At 69.5% G+C, this 24152-nt stretch carries 23 protein-coding genes and 1 pseudogene; 13 read left to right on the forward strand and 11 right to left on the reverse strand.

Annotation, left to right across the window (positions count from 1 at the left end; genetic code table 11):
• Positions 1-66: 66 nt before the first annotated feature.
• Positions 67-1110 carry a cobalamin biosynthesis protein CobQ gene (locus tag AB0M54_RS37235; RefSeq protein WP_364476581.1) on the reverse strand — a complete coding sequence of 348 codons (1044 nt, stop codon included), beginning with the start codon at positions 1108-1110 and terminating at the stop codon, positions 67-69.
• Between the two features lie 102 nt (positions 1111-1212).
• On the opposite strand from AB0M54_RS37235, the gene AB0M54_RS37240 reads away from it, so the two are divergent.
• The gene (locus tag AB0M54_RS37240; protein WP_364476583.1) at positions 1213-1410 is read left to right on the forward strand and encodes a hypothetical protein; all 198 of its coding nucleotides are present in this window, start codon (positions 1213-1215) and stop codon (positions 1408-1410) included.
• A gap of 6 nt (positions 1411-1416) precedes the next feature.
• Here the strand turns inward: AB0M54_RS37240 and AB0M54_RS37245 are convergent, their stop codons facing one another.
• On the reverse strand, positions 1417-2121 hold the full coding sequence (locus AB0M54_RS37245) for a class I SAM-dependent methyltransferase (RefSeq protein WP_364476585.1): 705 nt from the start codon (positions 2119-2121) through the stop codon (positions 1417-1419).
• A gap of 11 nt (positions 2122-2132) precedes the next feature.
• Positions 2133-3311, reverse strand: coding sequence for a hypothetical protein (locus tag AB0M54_RS37250; protein ID WP_364476587.1), 1179 nt, complete (start codon positions 3309-3311; stop codon positions 2133-2135).
• Positions 3312-3745: 434 nt separating this feature from the next.
• On the opposite strand from AB0M54_RS37250, the gene AB0M54_RS37255 reads away from it, so the two are divergent.
• Positions 3746-4762, forward strand: a complete 1017-nt coding sequence (locus AB0M54_RS37255; RefSeq protein ID WP_364476589.1) for a hypothetical protein — start codon at positions 3746-3748, stop codon at positions 4760-4762.
• 158 nt (positions 4763-4920) lie between these two features.
• Here AB0M54_RS37255 and AB0M54_RS37260 read toward each other — a convergent pair whose 3' ends face one another.
• The 3 genes from AB0M54_RS37260 to AB0M54_RS37270 all read right to left on the reverse strand — a co-directional run bounded on the left by AB0M54_RS37260 (position 4921) and on the right by AB0M54_RS37270 (position 7499).
• Positions 4921-5793 carry a TIGR03619 family F420-dependent LLM class oxidoreductase gene (locus tag AB0M54_RS37260; protein ID WP_364476591.1) on the reverse strand — a complete coding sequence of 291 codons (873 nt, stop codon included), beginning with the start codon at positions 5791-5793 and terminating at the stop codon, positions 4921-4923.
• 704 nt (positions 5794-6497) lie between these two features.
• Positions 6498-7199: an SDR family NAD(P)-dependent oxidoreductase gene (locus AB0M54_RS37265; RefSeq protein ID WP_364476593.1), complete on the reverse strand. Its 702-nt coding sequence runs from the start codon at positions 7197-7199 to the stop codon at positions 6498-6500.
• Between the two features lie 159 nt (positions 7200-7358).
• The gene (locus AB0M54_RS37270) at positions 7359-7499 is read right to left on the reverse strand and encodes a hypothetical protein (RefSeq protein ID WP_364333103.1); all 141 of its coding nucleotides are present in this window, start codon (positions 7497-7499) and stop codon (positions 7359-7361) included.
• A gap of 696 nt (positions 7500-8195) precedes the next feature.
• Here AB0M54_RS37270 and AB0M54_RS37275 point away from each other — a divergent pair.
• The 6 genes from AB0M54_RS37275 (at position 8196) to AB0M54_RS37300 (ending at position 12438) form a co-directional block, all read left to right on the forward strand.
• The gene (locus AB0M54_RS37275; protein ID WP_364476595.1) at positions 8196-9254 is read left to right on the forward strand and encodes a tyrosine-type recombinase/integrase; all 1059 of its coding nucleotides are present in this window, start codon (positions 8196-8198) and stop codon (positions 9252-9254) included.
• A 52-nt stretch (positions 9255-9306) separates the two neighbouring features.
• Positions 9307-9645 (forward strand): hypothetical protein, encoded by a 339-nt coding sequence (locus AB0M54_RS37280; RefSeq protein ID WP_364476597.1) that lies wholly within the window; start codon positions 9307-9309, stop codon positions 9643-9645.
• 427 nt (positions 9646-10072) lie between these two features.
• Positions 10073-10975, forward strand: coding sequence for a hypothetical protein (locus AB0M54_RS37285; RefSeq protein WP_364476599.1), 903 nt, complete (start codon positions 10073-10075; stop codon positions 10973-10975).
• Between the two features lie 32 nt (positions 10976-11007).
• Positions 11008-11439 (forward strand): hypothetical protein, encoded by a 432-nt coding sequence (locus AB0M54_RS37290; protein ID WP_364476601.1) that lies wholly within the window; start codon positions 11008-11010, stop codon positions 11437-11439.
• Positions 11440-11511: 72 nt separating this feature from the next.
• Positions 11512-11925 carry a hypothetical protein gene (locus AB0M54_RS37295; protein WP_364333088.1) on the forward strand — a complete coding sequence of 138 codons (414 nt, stop codon included), beginning with the start codon at positions 11512-11514 and terminating at the stop codon, positions 11923-11925.
• Between the two features lie 63 nt (positions 11926-11988).
• Positions 11989-12438, forward strand: a complete 450-nt coding sequence (locus AB0M54_RS37300; protein WP_364476603.1) for a peptidase inhibitor family I36 protein — start codon at positions 11989-11991, stop codon at positions 12436-12438.
• Positions 12439-12445: 7 nt separating this feature from the next.
• On the opposite strand, the gene AB0M54_RS37305 is transcribed toward AB0M54_RS37300, so the two are convergent.
• The 3 genes from AB0M54_RS37305 to AB0M54_RS37315 form a co-directional block, all read right to left on the reverse strand.
• Entirely contained in the window at positions 12446-16060 is a 3615-nt protein-coding gene (locus AB0M54_RS37305; RefSeq protein ID WP_364476605.1) for a hypothetical protein, read from the reverse strand.
• 157 nt (positions 16061-16217) lie between these two features.
• Positions 16218-16451 (reverse strand): hypothetical protein, encoded by a 234-nt coding sequence (locus AB0M54_RS37310; RefSeq protein WP_364333080.1) that lies wholly within the window; start codon positions 16449-16451, stop codon positions 16218-16220.
• 321 nt (positions 16452-16772) lie between these two features.
• On the reverse strand, positions 16773-17177 hold the full coding sequence (locus tag AB0M54_RS37315; RefSeq protein ID WP_364476607.1) for an Appr-1-p processing protein: 405 nt from the start codon (positions 17175-17177) through the stop codon (positions 16773-16775).
• Positions 17178-17960: 783 nt separating this feature from the next.
• On the opposite strand from AB0M54_RS37315, the gene AB0M54_RS37320 reads away from it, so the two are divergent.
• Both AB0M54_RS37320 and AB0M54_RS37325 read left to right on the forward strand, forming a co-directional pair.
• Positions 17961-18146, forward strand: coding sequence for a hypothetical protein (locus tag AB0M54_RS37320; RefSeq protein WP_364333074.1), 186 nt, complete (start codon positions 17961-17963; stop codon positions 18144-18146).
• A 32-nt stretch (positions 18147-18178) separates the two neighbouring features.
• A complete protein-coding gene (locus tag AB0M54_RS37325) occupies positions 18179-19099 on the forward strand; it encodes a phosphotransferase (protein WP_364476609.1) in 921 nt (306 codons plus the stop codon).
• A gap of 44 nt (positions 19100-19143) precedes the next feature.
• Here the strand turns inward: AB0M54_RS37325 and AB0M54_RS37330 are convergent.
• Both AB0M54_RS37330 and AB0M54_RS37335 read right to left on the reverse strand, forming a co-directional pair.
• Positions 19144-19443: pseudogene (locus AB0M54_RS37330) on the reverse strand (low temperature requirement protein A); the annotation flags it as partial.
• Positions 19444-19510: 67 nt separating this feature from the next.
• Positions 19511-20722, reverse strand: a complete 1212-nt coding sequence (locus AB0M54_RS37335; RefSeq protein ID WP_364333068.1) for an ROK family transcriptional regulator — start codon at positions 20720-20722, stop codon at positions 19511-19513.
• A gap of 222 nt (positions 20723-20944) precedes the next feature.
• Between AB0M54_RS37335 and AB0M54_RS37340 the strand changes: the two genes are divergently transcribed.
• The 3 genes from AB0M54_RS37340 to AB0M54_RS37350 all read left to right on the forward strand — a co-directional run bounded on the left by AB0M54_RS37340 (position 20945) and on the right by AB0M54_RS37350 (position 24150).
• Positions 20945-22303 (forward strand): extracellular solute-binding protein, encoded by a 1359-nt coding sequence (locus tag AB0M54_RS37340; RefSeq protein ID WP_364333065.1) that lies wholly within the window; start codon positions 20945-20947, stop codon positions 22301-22303.
• A gap of 10 nt (positions 22304-22313) precedes the next feature.
• On the forward strand, positions 22314-23255 hold the full coding sequence (locus AB0M54_RS37345; protein WP_364333062.1) for a sugar ABC transporter permease: 942 nt from the start codon (positions 22314-22316) through the stop codon (positions 23253-23255).
• A gap of 91 nt (positions 23256-23346) precedes the next feature.
• A complete protein-coding gene (locus AB0M54_RS37350; protein ID WP_364333059.1) occupies positions 23347-24150 on the forward strand; it encodes a carbohydrate ABC transporter permease in 804 nt (267 codons plus the stop codon).
• Positions 24151-24152: the final 2 nt, after the last annotated feature.

Genomic DNA, 24152 nt, shown 5'->3' on the forward strand with positions numbered 1-24152 from the left:
CCCTCGTGTTCGTCTCCCTGGACGACCACAGGACACCGCGCGCGGCCGGGCTGTGACAGCCGCCGGTCACTGGTCGCGGATGCCCAGGGAGTCGATGATCGAGGTGCAGGCGAGCAGCCAGGCGCGGCGGGTCGCGTCGTCAAGGTTGTGGTACTCGATGCGGCCGCCGCAGCGTACGTAGGGGTCGAAGGGGATGACCACGACGTCGCGCACCACCGCCCGGTAGCGCTCCACGATGTCGGCCAGCAGTTTCTGGTCGGTCCTGGGGTCGGCGCACGACACGACGGCCACCGCGTTGGCCGCCAGTTCGGCGTAGCCGCTGCGGGCGAGGTGGTCGAGCATCCACAGGCCGCTCTCGGCCACGTCCTGCTGGACGGTGGTCGGCACGACCAGGCAGTCGGCCAGGTCGGTCGCGGCCACCCAGTTCGGGGCCCGGACGTTGTTGCCGGTGTCGACGACCAGGAGCCGGTAGTAGCGGGACAGCGCGGTCCACAGCTTGCCGAACGCGTTGTCGTCGACGATCACCATGCTGCCGGGCTGGTCGTCGGAGGCGAGCACGTCGAAGCGGGCGCTCTGCGGGCGCAGGTAGCCGGAGAGCCGGCCGACGCTGGCCGAGGTGGACAGGAACTCCTCGATGTCGTGCAGCAGGTCGATGACCGTCTGGTGGTGGGTGGCCTCCTCGGCGCGCATGCCGAGGGTGCCCCGGGTCTCGTTGTTGTCCCAGGCCAGCGTGTAGCCGCCACGGTGGAAGCCGAGGGTCGCCGCCGCGAGCAGCGACGTCGGGGTCTTGGCGGCGCCGCCCTTGGGGTTGGCCACGACCACGGTCATGGTGCGGCTGAACGGGCGCAGCAGGCGCTTGCGGGCCGACCGGTCGTTGATCTCGTCGCGGCCGGCCGACAGGCTGAGCAGGCCGCCGGTGACCCGGTTGGCCCGGCCGCGCCAGCCCAGCTGCGCGGGACGCTCGGCCGGTGGCTCGGCGATCGGCGCGGGCGGCGGGACCACCGCGGGCACGGCGGGCGACGGCGCTTCCCAGGTGGGCAGCTCGGGTGGCTTCACCTCGAAGACGGAGGCGCCGTTGGCGGCGGCGCTCTCGTCGGTGTGCACGTCCATGGCAGAACTCCCTCATCGGTCGGGGCGATGGGGATCGGCCGACGGATGTGGTTGCCCCGAACGATACGACAGGCGTGGGCCCGGACGAAACCGAAGTCGCCATTGAACTTCTTCAAGCAGGGCCAGCCGGGCATCGGCATCCTGATCGAGCTGTACCGTCAGCGGCTGCAATCGGAGCAGCTCTTCGCCGCCGTGATCCTGCCCTCGCTGTTCGGTCTGAGTGTGTTCTGGGGTTTCGGGTTCCTGGCCCGATGGGTGGTCGGCGGGTGGCACGAGTCGGCTCGCCCGGGTGGATCCTGAGCCTGATCAGCGGTGCTCCGGGTCGCGCCAGACCACGGCACAGACGAACGGGTCGATGGTGTCGATGAACACGGCCCCGGCGAACAGCGCGGCGTACCGGCTGTGGAAGTGGGGCCGGGTCAACGGCTGGTTCCTCCGGACATGGCGCATCCACACCGGGTGCTGGCGCAACCGGAAGACCGTCCACGCGTCGCCGAACGACCGCCGCCGGACCAGGGTGCGTACGGCATCGGTGAAGCCCCACCAGCGGTGGACCGGCACGGCTCGTGGGCCGGGCGTGACGATGTCCACGATCACCGCCGCGCCGCCCGGTGCGACCAGTGACCGCACATGCTTGAGCACGGCATCGGCGTCGTGCTCCGCGAACAGGTGGAAGAGTGTGTTGACCGAAAGCACGATGTCGAACCGGCCGTCCCGGTCCGGCGAGACGTCGAGCAGGCTGCCGACGCGGTACTCGATGTTCGGGCGGGCCCGTTCGGCCCGGGCGATCGCCACCTCCCGTTCGGCGATGTCGACGGCCAGGACCTGCCCGCAGCGCTCAGCCAGCAATCCGGTGAACCGCTCGGAGCCGCACCCCAGGTCCACCGCGCGGGCACCGGCAGCCGGAAGCGCGCGGGCGATGTGCGGCCGGTAGATCGCGTCGTTGATCTCGGCGTACCGCTCGTACAGCTCGGCGATCGGGTTGAACAGCGGTACTGATGCTGGCGACATGACGGCGGCTCCTACGGCAGACTGACCGTGGTATCGATGAACTCGTTGGTGAACAGATCGTCGGCTGACAGCCCGTCCTTCACCGGTTGCCGCTGTCCGGCGAAGATCGGCGTGACGACGTCAACGATGCGTTGCACCCGTTCCCGTTCGAAGTCACCGATCGTGGCGTTCGCACCGTTGCCGAGAAGGCGGTTGTCCTTCATCGCCGTGACCGCGTGGGCGGCCCGGGCGGCGCTGTACGGATAGGCGCCGTATTCGTCGGCGAGCCGTACGAGAAGGTCGTTGGTGGGCTTGGGATCGGCGACGTAGCCGACGGTCGCCATCTGGAGGATCGGCACCAACTTCTCCAGACAAGACGCCAACTCCGTCCTACGACCCTGCCGGACGGTGAGCGCTTCGGGGTAGTTGGGATATCCCGCGTCATTGACCAAGGCCCACCCCACCTTCTTCTTCCACTGCGAGATCTCCTGCTCGTACGCGTAGACCTCATTGGTCAGGTATCCCTGCTGGACGACCTTGCCCTTCTCCGCCACGAACCGGGCCGGCGTACCGTCGTACGAGCCCTCCACCTGAGACTTGCGCAGAATCCCCGCGCCGGTCAGGTAGTCGACATAGGTGGATCCCTGGAAGGTCAGCACCCGGGCGCCGGCCCGCCCGACGTCGGCTATCGTCTTGACGGCCGGATAGGTCTGCGGATCCCACATGAGAACCAACGGCGAGAGATCCATCGGGGCAAATACCGCCGTGACCGGAGACTCCTTGCTGAACTGGGCCGCTTGATCCAGGTCCGAGCCGGCGAGGGTGACACTTCGGTCGACGTACAGAAGCTTCGAGGCCGGCGTGAAATTGTTCGCCGGACCACCGGATCGGATCTCGATCCGCACGCCGGTATCGGCGCCGCTCGCCACCAGAGGCGCCGAGACCAGCTTCTTGCTCGTGTCGATCCGCACGTCCCGGCCCAGCAGCCGGTACAGGCCGCCGTACTCGGCCTGTGGCCACCAGTTGGTCTGGATGACCACCGTGCCGGGGCAGACGCCCGCGACCGACACAGCGGCATCGGCGGAACGATCCGCCGCCTGGCCCTCCGCGGTCGCCGAACCACCGGACTCGCATCCGGCCCCGACGACCCCGAGAACGACCAGAATCGCGACATGGCGCCGCCATGCGCGGCGGGCGAAAGCGATCGGCATGATCCGCAGCTCCTTTCCGGAGCACAGGGCGTCTGCGATCGTAGGGCCGTCGGGCCAACCGGGTCCAGAAATGGATCTCGACCAATTTCCGAGCCTCAGCCGCGTTCCGCGGTCAGTCGGCGGTGGTCCTCCTGACGCCCCGCATGTTTCCCCCGGTCATCCCGGTGAGTGACCCGGCCGTACGGCCAACCAGCGCTCCGGTTCACAGCCGGATCGGTCACTCTTGGAGCTGGGGCCTCTACGTGGTGTCCAGACCGGAAAACCCGTGGGACATCCTGACAGGGCAGCGGCGACGTACGGCTCCATTTAGGATGGCGGTCGGTGCTTTGGCCGGACCCCAAACGTCAAGCAGCGGGGAAGAACGACGTCGAAGGGAAGCGCACATGCGGCTTCGAGCGATCACACACACGGTTCTGGCAGCGACGCTGTCGACAGTGGGGATCCTGACGGGAGCGGCCCCGGCGTCCGCGGCGACGTACACGGTCACGCCCCTGCCGCTGCCGGATCACGCGGACATTTTGGTCGTTCCTCTCCGCCACGAACTCTACGTGGCCGGCGGCGACCGGATCGTGGTCGCCGACCAGACCGGCAACCTGGTGCGGACGATCAACGGCCAGACCGGCGTGTCCGGCCTGGCGACCAGCGCCGACGGCCGCCGCGTGTACGCCGCGCTGAGCGGTGCCCACGCCATCTCGGCGATCAACACCGCTACCCGGCGGGAGCTGCGGCGCTACCCGGTCGGCCGGGCGTGCCCCGGCGACGTCGTGACCGCCGTGGGCAAGCTGTGGTTCGCCTCCTCGTGCGCCGAGGGCTCCGACGGCAGCGTCAGTGCGCTCGACCTCAAGACCGGCGCGATCACCACGTACGTCACCAGACTTCCGACCGCCCAGGGCGCCCCGCTGCTGACGGTCTTCGAGCGCGAGGGCTGGGGTGTGCGCCTTATCGTCGCCGCCCGTGACCTGAGCAGCTCGGAGCTGCGGGTCCTCGACATCACCAGCGGCGCTCCCGACCCGATGTGCTGGGGCCCCGGCCCCTGCGAGGCCCGCATCCGCGGCATCGTGAGCGACCTCGCGGTGACCGCGGGCGCCGCCGACATCGTCCTGGCCACCGGGGCACAGTTCCACCCCGAGCTGTCCATCTTCGGCCTGGCCGAGATCCGGACCTATCTCACGGGCCCGTACCCCACGGCCGTCGCGGTGGCGCCAGGGGGCCGCCTGGCGCTCGGCTCGTGGAGCCCGCGCGGCGACGACACCGACCTCTTCGGCTACATCGAGGGCGGCACCGAGCCGGAGTGGACCCAGGAGCTGGGCACCCGCGAGACCGCGGCCAACGACGTCGCGCCGCGCGGCCTGGCCTGGTCCACCGACGACAGCTGGCTCTACACGGTGGTCACCGACGGCGACGGCGGCAGCCCGGCCCTGCACAGCAGGCTCATGTTCCCCCGCCCGTAGCGGGTTCCACGCGACGCCACCGCACTGGTGCGCACGGACGCGTCGCCGCCGAGACCGGCATCGCCGACGACGGGATAGCGCTCGGGTGGCCGACCGTGGGCAAGGGTTGCCTGAATGGCGGCAGGCGCGCCGCATCGCAGGCATTGCGCGTGGCCAGTTCAGCGCCGCCTGTCGAGGCCGGCCAGCTCGAAGCGTTCCGCCAGCGCCGACATCTCGTCCTGCTGTTCGGTCTGGTCTCTTGAGGTCACGTTGACCACCACTCGGGTGACGCCCTCCGCGGCCAGCGCCTCTGCTCGTTCCTGGGTCATCGAGATCGAAGCCCATCTCGTATATTCCAGCGCGCCGGGGTCACGACCGCTCGCCGCGGCCTCGGACCGAGCGAGATCAAGCTGGGTGGCGCGCTCCTGCGGGCTCAGCATCCCACCGGGAAAATAGCCGTCGCCGCGCTGTCCGGCCCGGCGAGCAGCGGCCCGGCTCGACCCGCCGACATGAATCGGCAGGGTGGTCACGCCGTACGGCTTCGGGAAGCTGCACAACTCGTCGAAGTCGAAGTACTCACCGCGAAAACTGACGCCGTCCGCACCACCGGACCACAGCAAGCGCAACACGTCGATAGCCTCGTCGGCGCGCCGACCCCGCGAGCGGAAGTCGACACCCAGCGCCCGCGCCTCCCCGGGCAGGCTGCCCAGCCCTACGGTCAGCAACCGCATCCGCCCCCGGGAGAGCACATCGATGGTGGCGAGGCGCTTCGCCAGCACGACCGGATGCTGATACGGCACCAGCAGCACACCGGTACCGAGCAGTATGCGGCTGGTCGCGGCTGCGACGAAACTCAGCGCGTCGAGCGGGTCGACCAGCGGCAGGTCCGCCGGCAACTCCATCGATCCGAGCATTGCGCCGCGGTACAGCGCCACATGCTCCGGCATGTACAGCGCCTCGAAGCCGCATGCTTCCGCGTGACGCGCATAGGCGACCATGTGCTCAGGATCCACGCCGAGCGAAGCAGTGCTGTAGCTGATAGCGAACTTCAAGACCGATCTCCATTGTTCGGAGGTCCAGGACGCCCGGCACGCTATCGGTTGCCATCGGCGTCAAGGCAAGGAAAACCGCCAGCGCGGGCAGCGGAACCGCTCGACTGACTGGTTCAACTCCTCAATGCTGCGACCAGGTCGCTCCTCGCGGTGCACCCATCTGCTGTTGCACCCCCAGATAGCGCATTGCGCGACCCCACGCAGGCGCCCTCATCTACCGCTGACAAGGCGCGGCGTGGCGTCACGATGAGGCGACGGCAGCTGCTGCCTCCGTGCAACCGGCTGGTGCCGGCCCCAGATGACGCGGCGAGCAACAGACGTCGTCGCAGAGGCCGGCAGCGCAACGTGGCAGACTGGTCACCGCGGTCAACTCCGAGGCGGGGATGATCTTTCACGCCTGCTTCATGCGCGCCCACCGGGGCGTCGGAGGTCGGTCAGTTCCCCCGCGTCGGGAAGGATTCACCCAGGCGGTTGACGAGGCACGCCTACGGGGCAGCGGTCAGGTGCGCCAACGTGTCGCAGGTGATGGCCGGCGCCTTGTGACCACCAGTTCCTCTCGAGGCAGAAGGCTCGCAGCGGTGCGCCGGCACCGCCCACGGTCCGGATCAGCGGGTCCCGATGCCGGGCGCGCAATTCGGGTGACCGCTCACGGCCGAGGCCGAGCACGAACGTGTTGGCCGAGCCGGGGACTGGCGTCAACTCGGCTACCAGGGCACGATTTGATCCCGGTAGTCGAGGAAATGCAAGCCACCCTCGCCGACGTGCTTCTCGATCGTGTCAACGACCCCTGGGACGCTCTCGTCGATGGTCAGGAGTGCGGATGGACCGCCCAACTCCGTCCTTACCCAGCCCGGCGAGATGAGTAGCAGGGTGCGCGGGTCGTCGACGTGGCGGGCGGCGAAACTGCGCATCAGCTGGTTCAACGCGGATTTGCTGGCCCTATAAACTTCGTAGCCGGCGTTATCGTTGAGCGTGATGCTGCCCTGACGCGACGACATCACCCCGATCGTGCCGGCCGGAGTGACGACGTCCTGGAATGCCTCTACCACGCGCATGGGGCTTAATGCGTTAGTCACCATCACGCGGTGGAACGTCTCGGTCGATACGTCGTTGACTTCCAGATCGCCGTTGCTGATCCCGGCGTTGACGAAGAGTAGATCGAACCTCATGTCGGCCACCCGCCGGTGCAGAGCGGCCACCTGCGCCGGCACGGTGATGTCAACCTTCTCCACGGTCAGCCGGCCGCCGGATGATTCCGCCAAGTCGTGCAACTGTGTCCGTCCGGCGCCTCGGACAGTGGCTATCACCTGCCAACCACGGGTCACGTACTCCGTGGCCATCGCGAGCCCGAGCCCGCGGGACGCTCCGATGAGGAGAGCAACCTTTTCAGAGGTAGCGTTGGTCATTGTTCTCCTATGCCGATCTGATGCCAACGCCAGCGTTGGCCAGTCGCCACGACGCTACGGTGTCTGCCGTCCACGATGAGCGGGTTCGCGTGGCACCTGACTATTTGGGGCATCTGCCGGCCGCCGGGCCGAGCCACAGGGACAGCGGGTAACCGCGACCTAGGTCTGGGTGAAGGTGAGCAGGACGACGTCCTCGGCGGCCGCGTCCTCGATGAGGCCGATGCTCTTCTCGACTGTAGCGTCCGCGTCGAGCCACACCGGCTCGTACTGGGCTGCGGCGACGCGGTCGGCGGTCGGCATGGTGTTCTCCCGGTCGGCTCGTGCTCCAGCGGTGTACCGACCGTAGCCGCCGCCGGCTCAGCCGGTGCGGCGTTGCGCGCATCGGGGCGCGGCATTTCGCGCGATCGGCCAGAGCCGATCAGTCGTCCCACGCCCGGCGCGCAATGCCGAGGGTCTGCAGTGCTTCCTAGTGCCGGCTCTCAATGCCTGCAACAGCTTCGGGCGCCTTGCCGGTCATGTCGTGGCCTCTCCCTCCCACGTTTCGAGCGTCAGCGCCTGACCATCGAAGCTCAGTTCAAGGCCGGTCGCTTCATTAACCTGGTTAAGCACCGGCTGGAGCGCTCGCAGACGCTTGGCAATAACCGAGGCGAAAGGGAGGTTCGCTGGAGGCGTCCCGCAACACCCAACGCGACCCGTACCAGTCGTAGTCGTATGGCACGATCCGCCAGAACGGGGCCGCTGGGTCCGGGACCGGATCTGGCTGCGCGACCCCGACGGCCAGCCGACCCGACCGCGAACGAGTCATCCCGATGAGCCCCGAGCTGGTCCAGGTGCTGCTGGCCGTGCAGCGGCGAGCCCGCGCGGGCGCCGACACCATCCCCCTGGCCGTGCGCTACGACGCGGCCGAGAAAGAACCATGGGCCGGCCCTGCCGCACCTGTTCTCCCGCCTGGTCGGTGCACGCCAGGAAGTCCTGTCCCCGCACTACGTGCGTACCGTGCCGGCCGCGACCACCGAAGCGGCCGGGCTGCGCGCCGGCGACGAGCCGATCAGGTTCACCCCGCACGACTTCCGCCGGCTGTTCACCACCGAAGCCGTCGGCAACGGCCTGCCCCTGCACATCGCCGCAGCTTTGCTCGGGCACCTCGACCTGGACACCACCCGCGGCTACACCGCCGTGTTCCAGGACGACGTCATCGCCCGCCACCAGCAATTCATCACCCGCCGCCGCGCGGTGCGCGACGCCGCCGAGTACCGCGATGTCACCGCCGACGAATGGGCCGGGTTCGAGAAACACTTCCAGCTGCGCCGCGTGGAGGCCCGTGATTTCGCATTTTGGCTCAAAATCGCCAAGAAGCCGTCGCGGCAGCGTCGCCCTGATGCGCCGGCACCAGGGTCGGTGAACCCGGTCACCGGCAAAGCGACGCCTGCGAGCAACTACGCGGCCCGGACCAGGCGGCACGCCCGGGCGGTGATCCGGTCCTTCTACGAGTACCACCGGGAAATGCACGGCCGGCCGCTGGTCAACCCCTTCCCCATGGTCAAAGGCGACGGTGAGGAGCGGCTCAATGCCCATCACAATCCGATGCAGCCGTTCCGATCGCCGTCTCGGCGTGCGGCGTATCAGCCGAAGGAGCCCAAGCCGGCTCCGCGGAGCATCCCGGATCAGGCGTTCAACGACCTGTTCGCGGCGCTGGACTGCAACCGGGATCGGGCGCTGATCGCGTTCTACATCTCCACCGGTGCCCGCGCTTCGGAGCTGCTCGGCGTCTGTCAGGGCCTGGTCACCCCGGAGGATCAGGTGATCGGCGTAGTCCGTAAGGGGAGCCGGGCACTGCAGCGGTTGCCGGCCTCGACGGACGCGTTCGTGTGGCTGCGGCTCTACCAGCAGGAGCTGCGGGACATCGTCCCGCGAGGGCCGGAGGAGGCGGTGTGGTGGACACTGCGGCGGCCGTTCCGTCCGCTGACCTACGATGCGACCCGGATGGTCTTCAACAAGACCAACGCCGCGCTCGGCGCGAACTGGACACTGCACGGCCTAAGGCTGGCTCGGTGAGGTCGCCGCGATCGAGACCACCATGGCGGCTGCGGCCCAAAAGCTCGAAGCCATGCGCGCCACCCGCAGCGCGACAGTCCATCTGGTCCTCGAGGACACCCACCCCGACGGGGTCGACGGCGACGACGTCCGCGCCATCCTCGAACGCTGCGCCCGGGCCGCCCTGACCTGGCACCCCGACACCGACCCGCACGTGCTGCTGCTCCTGCTGGCCGGCGCCCTGGGCGTCCACGACGACGGCGAGCCGCTGCCTCCCCCGTCCTCCCGGGCCCTCCTCCTGGCCGACCTGCTCGGCGACACCCCCGCTGGTGACGAGGCCGCCAACAAGCAGGTCACGGCCTGCCTGACGGCGGCCTTCGCCGAGATCGAACGCGCCCAGCTGAACGACTGAGCGGCCCGAGGCCCGCTGCGGGACGGGCTCGGGGCAGGGCGGTTCCGGCTGACGTGCCGGACCCGTACTCGCGGTCGTCGGTAGTGATGGCCGGCCGGCGAAGTGCGCCCGCACCTTCGGCCGGCCGATCCGCTGCTCGTGGTGCAGGTGCGGGGCGCAGGCCGCCATGGTCGAGTCGTACCCGGTAACCGCCGCCGGTGCCGCGAGGACCCGTCGGGCCGAGGCGACGGCGGCGATGCCACCGGCCAGGAGCACAACGGTTCACCGCTGCACCATCCGATCTTGACCGGTGCCGGCGCCCGCACCAGCCGGCCCGACCCCAGGCCCAGTTGTTTACCTGCTCACGGGGCTACTGAACAACCCGGCCGCCGGGTTCCCTGGGGACCGGCACCTGTGCGGTGCCGAGCGACTCGGGAGAGGGGGAACCGTGTCGACGTCTTCGCGGAACGTCCGCCGGCTGACCGTAGCGGTGGCCATGGCGTTGCTGCTCGGCGCCTGCCGGGTCGAGGGCGGCGAGCGCCTGAGCGACACCGAGATCGAGCAGATCCGCGACGTGCTCACCACCACGACGACACCGCAGCCGAGCGGAGCCGTCGATGAGTACCAGAGCCGCTGGGACGCCGTGGTCACCGCTTGTATGGCCGCCGACGGCCTGCCGTACCGGCCGTGGCATCGCCCGCTGCCACCCCCGCTGGCCTCCGGCCTGGCGCCCGCCGAGTTCGCCGCCACCGCGGGCTTCGGCATCTCGACCAGCATCGGATCGGTGCAGCCCGGCCGGCCGGTCGTCGACCCCAACCGGCAGGCTCTCCGGACCCTGAGCGCGGAGCAGCGTCAGGCGTACCGGTCGGCGCGGGATGCCTGCGACCGGCGGGCGATGTCCGTGCTGGGGGTCCCGCCGATCTCCGGCGCGGGTGAGTTCGTGACCAGTTCTGCCGTCGGCGACCAACTGCGGGAGATCGCCACCGCGGCGGAACGCGACGCCCGGGTGGTGCGCGCCCGGGCGGCCTACCGGTCGTGCATGAGCGCGGCCGGTCAGCCGGCGAGCACACCGGCTGAGGTCACCGCCGACTTCCAGCGGAAGGCGCGCCCGTACACGACGGCGTTCCAGGCCCAGGCCACCGCTCGCGCCGACCGCGGTGGTGACCCGTCGGACCTGACGCTGGCCGAGGTGTTCCCGCCGCCGCGGCTCGCGCAGTTGCGCCGGCTGCAACGGGAGGAGATCGCCGTCGCGGTGGTGGAGCAGCCCTGCGGCACGGCGCTGAATTCCGTGGTCGAGGCCGTGCACCGCGAGTACGAGCTGTCGGCCCTGCATCAATTGCCCGCTCGATGACCAGATCGGTCATCCGGAACGAGGGGATCGGGATGATATTCAGACAAGTGGTGCGGCGGCTCCTGACCGGCCTGGCCGCGTTCGCCGTCGCCGCCACCGGGGCCGTCGCCCTGTCGGCACCGGCGCGAGCCGCCTGCTACGGCACGGCGCAGGCGGTGACCATGTACTACGGCGGCAACCTCATCGGACAGGAGGCCGCCCAGCACGCCAGCACGTGCGACGGCGACACCGAATACCGCGGTCACGTCTTCGACATGTACACCGACGGCAGTTGCGTGTCGGTCTACTTCTGGAACCCGGGCCAGGTGCGCGAGGCACGGTCCTGCGACAACGCCGGAACTCAGTACATCTTCAACGACACCTACGGCGGACGGTTGGCGTCCTACTGGGACATGTGCACGACGTACGTCTGCCGGTTCAACACGACCGGAAACCCGGGCGACGACACGATGTACGGCTATTAGGCCGGGTTTCCGCCAGCGAGAGGGGAAAGGACAATGTTGCCATCCGACAGATCCGCCGTCCGCCGCGGTCCGGTGCGGCGGCTGACAGCCGCCCTGGTCGTGCTCGCGTTCGCGGTGGTGGGCGCCGTGGCCGGGCCGGCGGCACCGGCGCAGGCCGCCTGCTACGGCACGGCGCAGGCGGTGACCATGTACTACGGCGGCAACCTCATCGGGCAGGAGGCCGCCCAGTACGCCAGCACGTGCGACGGCGACGGCCAATACCGTGGCCACGTCTTCGACATGTACACCGACGGCAGCTGCGTGTCGGTCTACTTCTGGAACCCGGGCCAGGTGCGCCAGGCACGGTCCTGCGACAACGCCGGGACGCAGTACATCCTCAACGACAACACCGGGGACACCTACGCGTACTGGGACATGTGTACCACCTATCACTGTCGTTACTACACGTTCAACGACGGTGACGACACGTTCATGTACGGCTATTAGCACTGCCGCCGGCCGGGCTGCCGAGGTGGCCCGGCCGGCGCCTCAGGCGAAGGGGAGCAAACGATGAATCACGTCCTGCGCCGGGTGTTCAGCGCCCTGGTGCTTATCGGGGCCCTGGTGTTGGGGAGCACCGGCGCCGCCGCGGCCGGACCGGATCCGGGCGGCGCCTCCACGCCCGCGGAGGTATCGGCCCGGCTCGCGTTGTCCTGCCCGGCGGGCAGCGTATGCGCCTGGCCGCACACCAACGGCGGCACGAGCCAGCGATGCAGCTGGAGCAACTCCGACGACAACTGGTACGCCCAGCCGGTCGTCTGTTCCTGGGCTGACGACCAGGCAGTGAAGGCCCTCTACAACAACGGGCAGAACTCGGCCTACAGCGGCGTCTGCTTCTACCTGAGCGCCGGCTATCAGAACTTCTGGGTCTGGCTCGAGCAGCGGGGCGGCCAGTACGTTGAAAACGCGGGGGTCTTCATCCAATCGCACCGGTGGAACAGCTGGCCGGATGGCTGTTGACACTGCTTCACCGGGACGGAAGGACGAAGGTGTCACGTTCCTCGGCGGTGAGGGCCCGGGTCGCCCGGGCCCTCGCCCTGCTGCGGACCTCGGTGATCGGTCCGCAGACCTCGCAGTGCCAGAGCCGGATGGTGCCGTCGCCGTGCGCGGTGGCGAGCCGGCCGCCGGGGGTGAACCTGACCTGTTCGACCGAGGCGCCGTGGCCCCGCACCGTGACCAGTTCACGGCCGGTCCCGGCCTGCCAGATCCGCACGCCGTCGCCGTCCTGGCCGCTGCTGGCGAGCAGCCGGCCATCCGGGCTGAAGTCGACGCTCCAGACGACGTCGCGATGACCGTGCAGGGACAGCGGTGGACCTTGGCCGTCACTGGACCAGAGCCGGAGCGCGCCGTCCTGGCCGCCGACGGCCAGGCGCCGGCCGTCCGGGCTGAACGCGACCGCCCATACCTGGCGGCCGGACGGCTGGTCCTGGATCACTGTCGGTGTTCCCGTGCCGTCGGCCGGCCAGATGCGGATCGCGCCGTCGGCGCCCGCACTCGCGATGCGCCGGCCCTCCGGCGCGAACGCGATGGCACGGACGCCGCCGGCATGGCCCCGCAGCACCAGCGGTGAGCCGCCGGCCAGCGACCAGACGCGTACCGTGCCGTCCTTGCTGCCACTGGCCACGCGTTGACCGTCCGGGCTGAAGCTGACACCGAAGACGGGTTTGGTGTGGCCGCGCAGCACGGCACGTGCCTCGCCGGTCCGCGCGTCCCAGACGCGTACGGTCCGGTCCCGTCCGCCGCTCGCCACCCAGCGGCCGTCCGCGCTGACCGCGACAGCCAGGACCTCATCCGTGTTGCCCCGCAGAACGAGCGGATCCGAGCGCCACGGATCTCGCCAGACGCGCACTGCTTTGTCCAACCCTCCGCTGGCCATCAGCCGCCCGTCGGCGCCCGTGGCGACGGTCCACGCCGCCCCATGATGGCCGCGCAGGACGAGCGGGTCGGCGGCGACGCCGGGATCCCAGAAGCGGATCGTGCCATCGGTACTCGCGCTGGCCAGCCGCCGGCCGTCCGGGCTGAACGCGACACTCCACACCGCTCCGTCATGCCCGCGCAACACCACCGGGTCCTGCTCGCCGGTCGTGTTCCAGACCCGGATGGTGTTGCTGCCGCTGTGGCTGCTGGCCACCCGGAGACCGTCCGGGCTGAACGCCACGGACTCGACGTAGGAGTCGTTGCCACGCAGGATGACCGGCGCTCCGGGACCGGCGGCCGGCCAGATGCGTACCGTGCCGTCGGAGCCGGCACTGGCCAGGTGGCGTCCGTCCGGGCTGAACGTCACATCCTTGACGGTCCACTCATGACCGGTGAGCACCCTCGGGCGGCCCCGGCCGGTCGCGTTCCAGAGGTGGATCGTCCCGGTGCCGCTGACGGCGACCTGCTTTCCGTCCGGGCTGAAGGCGACGCTGAGCGCGGGGCTGCCGATCGTCAGGGTCAGCGGTGGCCGCCGGCCGGCGGGGTCCCAGATCTGGACGGTGCCGTCGTCGCCGGCGACGGCGACCCGCCGGCCGTCCGGGCTGAACGCGACAGCGTGCACGACGGTCTCCGGTCCCCGCAGCACGACCGGTGCACCGCCGGCCAGATCCCACACGGTGACCAGGCCGTCAGCCCCGCCCGCGGCGAGCCGACGTCCATCCGGGCTGAAGCCGAGGCCGTTCACGGCCGAGTCGCCGTGCCGCAGGACGCGTGGGGCCGCCATCAGCCCGTCCGGCTCGGCGCGCTGCCACAGACGGACGGTGCCGTCATCGCCGGCGCTGGCGACCATGCGGCCGTCCGGGCTGTACGAAACCTGGATCACCTGGCCCTGGCCCGCGGGCACGGTTGCCCGGACCCGTGAGTCGGCCACCGCCTGGCGGAGCGCCGCCTGGGCCTCCTCGGTGGGCCGGGTGTCGTCCGCCTCGATCGCCAGCAACAGCGCGACCTCCTGATCGACTTGCAGCTGGGCCCGGGCGTTGGCCACCAGCTGGCTAGAGCGGGCCAGGTCGCGCTGCTCGTTCGCCCGGCGCGCCTGGACCCCCGCGACGGCGGCCAGCACGCTCAGCACCACCACACCGGCCGTCAGTCCGGTCAGGGCGAGCCGCACGCGGCGGCGCTGGGCCATCGCCTCGGCCGCCCGCCGTTCGCGGCCGGCGGTCAGGAACGCGCGCTCCAGGGCATTGAGGCGCCGCAGGTCACGCCCGTCCCACGCAGCCAGTGGCGCGCCGCGGTAGAGCGCGCCGCTGTCGCGGTCATGCGATCGCCAGATCAGGCTCGCCTCAGTGAGCCTGTGGTGCAGATGAAGCTCGCCGCGGTCGGCGTGCAGCCAGTCGTCGAGCCGGGGCCAGGCCCGGATCAGCGCCTCGTGAGCGATCTCGACGGTGTCGGTGCCGAGCACCAGCAGACGTGCGCCGGCCAGCTCGGCGAGCACCGTACTCACGCCGGGCTGGTCGAACTCGTCGATCCGGGCCCGGCGCCGGGTGTCCGGTACCCCCTCGCCCAGCGTGATCAGGCGGGTGAGCACCTGATGGACCGTCTCCCGGTTCCGCGCGTCCAGACGCTGGTAGACCGACTCCGCTGTCTGGGCGATCGCGCCGCTCATCCCGCCCGCGGCCTCGTACCCGGCCACCGTCAGGACATTGCCGCGGCGTTGCCGCCACGTCTCCAGCAACGCGTGAGAGACAAGCGGCAGGGCGCCCGGCTGCCCTTCGGCATCCGCCACGATCTTGATCACCAACGCGCGCTCGACAGTCAGGCCGGCGGGCCGGGCCGGCTCAGTGACCACTTCGCGCAGCTCGTCCGGGGTCATCGGGCCCACGGGGACGTTGGCCCCGGCGAGCAGCCGGGCCAGGGGCGCGGACTCCGCACAGCGTGCGTAGAAGTCAGCGCGGACCCCGATCACGATTCGCGTCCGCGGCTCGGCACCCTCCGCCGCGTCCGCGACCTCGGCAATGAAGTCGCCCTGAACGGCCGGATCACGGCACTGCGTGAACAGCTCTTCGAACTGATCGATGACCAGCAGGACCGGGACCCGCTCCAGCGCGTCACGCAGCGTCCTGAGCGGCTCCGCACCCGGAGTGATCAGCTCGACGTGGTCGCCGCCGCACCGTACCGCGGGGATCAGACCGGCCCGCAGGAGCGAGGACTTGCCGCTGCCGGACGCTCCGAACACCGCCACGAACGGGTGCCGGCCGAGCATCTCGGCCAATCGCGCCAGGATTCGCCGCCGCCCGAAGAAGCGCTCCGCGTCCTGCACGCCGTAGCCGATCAGCCCGAGATAGGGCGGCTCCTTCTCGGCCGGCGAGGACTGCCGCGGCACACCGTTCTCCCGCGACGCCGCCCACTCGGCCGAGGCCTGACGCCACCGCCGCTCCCAGTCGGCCGGATCGCCGCCACACGCGCGGACGAACGCCAACGTCACCGCCAAGCTCGGCAGACTCCGGCCACCAGCGGCATTGGCCAGCGCCGCGACCGAATAGCCGGCTTCGGCGGCAAGGTCGCGATATCCCGGGTTTCCCGCCAGCCGGCGCAGGTCACGAAGCTCCGCGGCCAGCATCTGCACCGGACCGGCAGCAGGATCCAGCGAACGTTCCGGACGCGGCATCCCTCACACCTCATCCATAGTGGCCAATCCCTCGGATCAGCATCCCGTCCGGCGGGCCGAGAATCTCGATACAGTCGGATTCACGCCTTTTCGACAAGTGTCCGAGATGGACTGCGCGGGTCGGCGGCGGTGCCGCCACCGGCCGGATGCTCGGCCATCACCTGGACCTCGGCTCGACCTGGCCCAGGTCGGCTGGCGGCTGGACGAGCGGGAACCACCGCCAGCCGAACTCGTCCGCCAGCCGTGCACCCTGCCGCCACCACGACCACGACCACGGCACGAGGACTGCGGCGCTGGCGATGATGGCGAGCACCGAAGTCGTCAGCTGCCACCGCTGTGAACGCATCGCTTCCCGTACCGACCGACCGGCGATCCGGCGCTTAGCAGTCATGAAGCCATTGCACTCGACGTCACCAAGCCGCAAACCGATCGGGTGACGGCCGTCAGGGTTCGAACGATCGGTATCCGGACACCGCACCTACCCATTCGGGAGTGTGGCACGCGCACGACATTGCGATCCATCACGTCGGCCAGCTGACACTCGCCAGCAAGATCCCCGCCGGGGTACCGGCACCCCTGCCACGCCACACCGTCCCACGCCGGAAAATGCCGACCATCCTTTCGGGTAGGACAGGCTCAAAGCTCGTCCACCGAACCAGGGAACAGCCCAGCGCCCGGTCGATGCTCCCGGCAACCCCGGGCATCGCCGGGATCAGTCGAAGTCGTAGACGGTAGTAGGGACGTCGCACTCGCAGAACGCAGCGACGATCAGCGGCTCGACGCGTTCCCAGCGACCGCCCGCCAGACCGCAGCCAATCCGCGGCATGTGGACCGAAGCGGAGAGCCGGACGGCGTCCTCGGCGACGGTGTGCAGGCACTTGTCGATGGCGTCGTAACGGACCGGCGGGCCGGCGCTGCCCCGGCGGATGCCGTGCTGGCCGACCATGTTCGCCACCCACAGGTCGGGCCGCACCTGCACGAGCTGGGTGGCGCCCAAGCCGAAGTCGTTACCCGCGCGCTCGCGGTGCCACCGCCGGAAGGCGTTCTCAGGTTCCGGCCACCGACGTGAGATCGCCACCACGAAACCCTTGCCCCAGCCGCCGAGGTCATTGCACACGTGGACGACGACCTTCGGCCCCTTAGCCTGCGGACTGGTCGCGTCACCCTGGAAGCCGAGAATCCAAGATCGTTTCGGTTAAGCCTGTATCCGCTGCCCCCACCTGCGGCTCGACCCGGCGCAGCGGCCGCTGCTGGACGCCATCGAAGCCAATACCCATGAACGGATCGCCGAGGCACCGACCAAACAGTGGCTCGGCGAGGTCTCCGCGCTGCAGGAGACCCTGCAGCACATCGGCCGCAAACGTGAGCAGCTGCCGCCCGAGCCGCCAGCAGCAGCCCAGATGCCCCACTGAGAAGCCCAGGTCCGCGGCAGCGAACCAGGCGCGCCTTCGTTGGCCGAAACGTCACGCCATGACGGGCTGAGCGGTTCTGACACCTCCGGCGCCCTCATACCCAGCCAAACCTGTATGGCGCCTCCCGCGCCATCTGACTGTCCTTCCACCGAGCACGAATTCGGCGTTTCCCGAGGTCATACCCTGATCCTTGCGGCTAGCGTCGAGAAGTTCCCGGGTGCTGGAGGACCGTCGTCATGCTGCGCTAGCCCGTCGATCCGGTTCGGGCATCGGCCGTCCGTACGCCCGAGGACAGTCGAACGCCGGCGCCTATGAGATGAAGTGGGACGGTTCTCCAGAGACTCTTCCGCGTCTCAGCTGATCGACGCGTATCGGTGTCGGCTGTTGTCCGTTGAGTGATTGGCATGCACGTCGATCGCTCCGGGACAGGTTCTGCCCGTAGCGCGGCTTCGGCGTGGTTTCGGGGAAGCGACACTTCCCGGCGTACGGTGTCCCGCTGCCCGGATCCGTCCTGCTGCCGCCGCCCGCCCGCCACGCTGGTCGACACGTGGGAGGGCCACGCCTGGCCGAGCGCCCGGGTCCACAGCCACCTGCTCGCCGCGCTGCCACCGGGCAGCTTCCCGGGCGTCGACGCCCAGGACGTCTACGAGTTCCTCCAGCGCCGCGCCGGCTGAAATCCGGTTGCCGGGGGTCCTATCGTGAGCCTGTGCTGACTCCGCCCGATGACCTGTCCGAGCCGGTGGTGCGCGACGCTCTCGCCGCCGGCTGGTCGCTGACCGCCGCGACGCTGGACTATCGGGCGGTCGGCTTCGGGGCGCATCACTGGGCCGTCGTCGACGCCAGCGGCAGGCGGTGGTTCGTCTCGGTGGTCGATCTGCGCAAGGGTGGCTTCGACCAGTTGGGTGGCTTCGACCAGTTACTGGCCTCGCTCACCGCGGCTACCGCCCTGCGGGACTCCGGATGCGACTTTGTCGTGGCGCCGGTCGGGGCGCCTGTCGTGCGCGTCGGGGAGTTCTATGCGGTGACGGTCTACCCGCATGTCGAGGGTGAGAGCTTCGGGTGGGACGACTACTCGGATTCCCATCGCGCGGCGATGCTCGACCTCGTGGTGGCCGTTCACGCGGCTCCGGCCTCCGTCCGGGACCTGGCCTGTGCGGATGACTATGCGATTCCGGCCGGTGGTCCGGTGCGTCCGGAAGCCGGGCCTTACGGGCCTCGGGTGGCCAAGCTTGACCTGAGCCCGGTTTCCGCGGCCACGGCCCGGTACGGCTCGCTGGTCGACGGTGTCCGCTCGTCGCCGCCGGAGATGGTGCTCACGCACGGGGAGCCGCACCCGGGCAACACGATGCGGGCCGGTGGGCGGTGCCTGCTCATCGACTGGGAGACGGCCATGGTCGCGCCGCCCGAGCGGGACGTCTGGCAGCTGGACGGGATGCAGGAGGCCTACACGGCCGCCACCGGGGTGGTGTTGCGGGCCGATGCGCTCGAGCTCTATCGGCTGCGGTGGGACCTCAGCGAGATCGCGCAAGGGCTGGCGTGGTTCGCGGCACCGCACGGGGACACCGAGGACGACGGGGAGACCTGGGACAACCTCGTCGAGTCGCTGGGCAACCTCAGCGCTTCGTGAGGAGGTCGGCCAGCAGGACCTCGACGCGGGACCGCCCAGGCCCACCAGCCGATGGTGAGAACGGCGCAGAACACCAGCGCGCCGTGCCACGTCTCGTCCTTCGCGAGCACGTCCGCGCAGCGCGCCACGAACAGCACGAAGGCCAAGTCGAAGAAGAGTTCCAGGCGGGTCGCGGACCGATCCGACTCCTGATTCAGGTCGGGCGGCCGGACCGCCTCGACCTGCTCCGCCTCTTCCTCGTCCAACCGTTCCTGGTCATTGGACACTTGCTCTCCCCGACCGATGGTGCGGTGCTGCCGGTCAGCACTACCCCCGCAACCCAAGACCACACGGGAGAGCCCCACCGAATCGGACGCCGTGCAGAGCTAGATCTCGCAGCACCCGGCGGCATTCGGTCGCGCTCGTGGACCCTCAGTCCATGACGAGGACGCTGGCCCGGGGCGCCAGGAAGTGGTCCATCACGAGTTCTGCCGCGCCCAGCGCCGCGACCTGCTCGCTCACCACGGAACCCTCGACGGAGAACGACTCCCGCGGAACGATGAGCTCGTTCCGGACCGCGGGTCCAAGAATGGGGAGGAATGCCTCGCTGAGGCGGTCCCAGATCGGCCCGCCGACAACGACGCGCGAGACGTCGAGGAAGTTGACGAGCACCGCGATCCCGACGGCGACGCGGTGGGCCGCCCGCCGCAGGAGGTCGGAGGCCTTGGGGTCACCGGAGGCGGCGAGCTCCGAGATCAGGGTGCAGGCGTCGTCGATGGCCGAGTAGTCGGTCAGGTTGGGCAGCGGCATGAGTCCGGCCTGTGCGGCCTGGATGACCAGCGCCTCGGGGACGCAGGCAGCCGCCAGTCCACCCCGTCGCCCGCCCCAGCCGAGGTCCTCCGCGAAGGGGTCCACGAGGATGTCGCCGACCTCGCCGATATTGTTGCTCACGCCGCGCAGCACCTGGCCGGCCGTGACCACGGAGGCTCCGACACCCGACCCGAGGTAGAGGAACAGGAAGTCCGAGCTGGCCGAGGTGCGCAGCTCGGCCGTGGCCGACGCCGTGACGTCCTTGTCCAGCAGGACCGGCATGCCCGTGAAGTCGTGGAGGTCCGCCCGCAATCTCACGTCGTGCCACCGAGGGAGCTGCGGCGGGTCGAGCATGACACCGCTGACGACGTCGAGGGGCCCCGGCACCGCGACGCCCAGACCCAGCACGCGGTGCCGATCCGCCCCGGCGGCGCTGATGAGCCGGCCCGTGTTGAGGGCGATGAGCGAGATCACGTCGCGAGGGTTGAGGTCGCCGGGAATGCGCAGCTGCAGCCGCTCTCGGACCTCGCCGGCGAGGTCGAGCAGCAGCAGCGTGAGGCGTGCCGGGTCGAGGTGCACGCCCACGGCGAACGCTCCGTCGGCCTTGACCCTCAACGGAATGCTCGGCCGCCCCCGCACCGCGTCGAGCGGCGCGCTCTCCTCCACCATCCCGCCCTCGATGAGGCGACGAGCGATGTTCGAGATGGTCTGCGAGGAGAGCCCGGAGGTGCGTTGCACGTCGGCCCTGCTGCGTCCTGGGTCGCGGCGGATGAGGTCCAGGACGACTGCTTGATTGAAGTCCGCCAGGCGGAGCAGGTTGCTCCCGCGCAGCACGTCGGTCCTCCCTCACACGTCCGTCAGTCCCCGGGCGTGCACCCGTGGCGCCTCATTCTCCCACCGATTGGGCCAAGATGCGACCGGCCCGGATCGACCCCATCGCAGGCGGAAGACCCAGCCTTCTTGACCAGCATGTTAACGACGGATTACTGTCGCAACGTTGTTTCCCCATCGATTGGGTAAAAGAGGTCCACGGACCGTGAGCAGGAGAAGGACGCGATGAAGCGGATACGTATTATCGCCATCGTCGCCGCCGGGACCATCGTGGCGAGCGCGCTGAGCGCCTGCTCCGGTGGAAGTGAAGATGGCGGCAAGGACGGCAGTGACGGACCGGTGACCGTCTCGGTCATGGAGTTCCAGCAGTCGCGCATCGACGCGGTGGCCAAGCTCATCCCCGGCTTCGAGGCCGACATGAAGAAGCAGGGCAAGGACATCAAGGTCAAGCTCGTCGCCGATCCCCTCACCGACGACCAGTTCAAGACGAAGGTCACCCAGCAGCTCATCGCCAAACAGGCCCCCGACCTCATCGACATCGGCGACAGCCTCGTCCCCGGGTGGGCCGGCGCCGGGTACCTCACCCCCCTGGACGACTACCTCAAGGACTGGGACGGGTGGGACCACTACTACCCGCAGATCAAGAAGGCCATGGTCCGCCAGGACGGCAAGATCTACGCCCTCGTTCACGACACCGGCGTGCAGAACCTCTTCTACCGCAAGGACCAGCTCACCCAGTTCGGCATCGACACCGCCCAGCCGGCCACCTGGGACGATCTCCTCTCGCGCCTCGAGCAGATCAAGCAGAAGACCGGCGGCACGCCCATCGTCATCCCGGCCGGGACCGCGTGGGGCGGTAGCACGTGGACCGAGGGTTTCCAGCCCATCCTCGGCGGCACGGACAAGAACTACTACAGCCTCGAGACCGGCAAGTGGGACCTCAAGAGCCCCGGCTTCCGAGCGGTGTTCGACCTGTACTACACCATGTACTCCAAGGGCCTGCTCCCGGTGCAGGACCTCGAGAACCCCAACCCCTGGGAGCCGACGAAGTACGTCAAGTTCCCCGAGGGCAAGATCCAGGTCTCGGCGCAGGGCACCTCGGGGTGGAAGTTCGACTGGGGCCCGGAGGGCAAGGCGCCCATCAAGGGCCTCAACGAGAAGGTCGACACCTGGCAGTACCCCGGCCTGCGCAGCGGTGACGCGCCCTTCGGGTGGAGCGGCCTCGGGTTCGGCTACGGCATCCCCGCCTCGTCCCCGCACAAGGACGCGGCGATGCTCCTCGCCCAGTACCTTTCCACCGGCAAGCCCCTCGCGGACCAGCTGGTGAGCTCCGGTGCCGCGGCGCCGCGCGACGACCTCGCGGACGTCAAGCCGTACGCCGACGAGCCGAAGCTCCTGCAGGCGGGCAAAGACCTCGCCACCAGTGTCTACGTGCCGACCGGCGACGGTGCCGAGCAGGTGGCCCAGGCCGTTGCCGCGGCGACCGAGCTCATCATCAACGGCAAGGCCGACGGTGCGCAGGCCTACGACGCGTTCTTGAAGAACGCGACGGACCTCCTCGGGCCCAACCTCGTCAAGGAGTGACCGCACACCCATGACCACCATCGCCGCAACCGCTTCGGCGGCGGCCGGCCCCACGGGGCAGGCGTCGCCGAAGCGGCGCCGCCGACGTACCTGGCCCGTGGTCCTGCTGCTGCTCGGACCGGCGGCCCTGCTCATCGTCGTGTTCATCCTGGCGCCGGCCGTGTACGGCGCGTACCTCAGCCTCACCAACACCCAGCTGACGGGGTTCGCCGCGCGTGACCCGCAGTTCGTCGGTGTCGACAACTACACCTACCTGCTGTCGAACTCCGAGTTCCTGGCATCACTGGGCCGGACGGGCGAGTTCGTCCTCTACTCGGCGATCATCGGCCAGACCGTGCTCGGGATGACGGCCGCCGTCCTGCTGGCCCGGCCCTGGGTCCGGGGGAAGGGACTCGTCGGCGCCGCGATCCTCATGCCGATGGTGGTTCCCGAGGTGGTCGCGTCCCTGGCCTGGGCGAGTGTGCTGTCGAACAACTCAGCGGGCACCCTCAACCAGCTGACCGGGCTGTTCGGCGCCGATGCCACCGACTGGCTGCAGGTCGTGCCCTTGGCGTCCGTCGTCGTCGTCAACATCTGGCGCGGCATCGCCTTCGCCATGATCATGTTCCAGGCCGCGCTGGAGGACGTTCCCGGCGAGCTCATCGAGGCTGCGCGCATGGACGGCGCCACAGCCCTGCAGGTCTTCCGCTTCGTCACGCTGCCGCTCATCCGCGGACCGGTCTTCCTCTATCTGCTCCTCACCACGATCAGCACCATCGGCGCCTTCGGACTGGTCTACTTCCTCACCCAGGGCGGTCCGGGCGGGCGCACGACGATCTCCGCGATCTACATCTACGAGCGCGCCCTGCAGTTCTCGCAGATCGGCATCGGCAGCGCGGCCTCCATGATCCTGCTTGCGCTGGTGCTCGTCCTCGGCCTGGTCTACGTCCGCCTCGCGAAGGTCGAGGTGTGAGATGACCGCCGTCACTAGCCGCCGGGAGCCGTCGCCTGCGGCAGACCTCGCCGCGCCGAGGAGGAAACGGCGTCTCACGAGCATCGATGTCGTGAAGCGGGTGCTCGGCTACATGCTGATCGCCCTGCTCGTCGTCTTCTGCGTCGTGCCCTTCGCCTGGGTCGTGCTCAGCGCCGTCGACGCCAACGCCGGACCCAACGTCCAGGCCCCTTCCCTCTCCCTCGACAACTTCGTCCACTTCTTCACCGACTCGGGCACTCCTCGGCTGCTCGTCAACAGCCTCGTCATCGGCGTCGGCGCGACGGCGATCAACCTCGTCCTCGGGCTGGCCGGGGGCTACGCCCTCGCCCGGTTCGAGTTCCGTGGACGACGGCTGTTCATGTTCGGCATCCTGCTGGTGAGGGTCGTCCCGGCGCCCGCCACCATCGTGGCGTTGTACCTCATCATGGTGAAGCTCGAGCTCACCAACACCCTGCACGGTCTGATCCTCGTCGAGGCGGTGCTGCAGCTGCCCATCACCCTGTGGCTGCTCAAGGGGACGGTCTCGGCCGTGCCGATCGAGCTCGAGGAGGCGGCCTGGCTCGACGGCAGCACCCGCATCCAGGCGATCCGCCGCGTCGTCCTCCCGCTCGTCGGACCCGGCCTGGGCGCCGCCGCCATGCTCACGTTCATGGGTGTCTGGGGAGACTTCCTCACTCCCCTGGTGATGCTCCAGAGCCAGGAGCTCTACCCCCTGTCCATCGGGCTCTTCCGCGCCTTCAGCGAGCACAATCAGGTCGACTGGGGCCTGCTCGCCGCCAGCTCGATCGTCTACATGGCGCCGCCCGCGATCCTCTACGTCTTCGTCCGCAAGCACTTGTTGCGCTCCAGCCTCGGCGGGGCGCTGAAGGGATGACC

The sequence above is a fragment of the Actinoplanes sp. NPDC051470 genome (genome assembly GCF_040682035.1).
Lineage (GTDB): Bacteria > Actinomycetota > Actinomycetes > Mycobacteriales > Micromonosporaceae > Actinoplanes.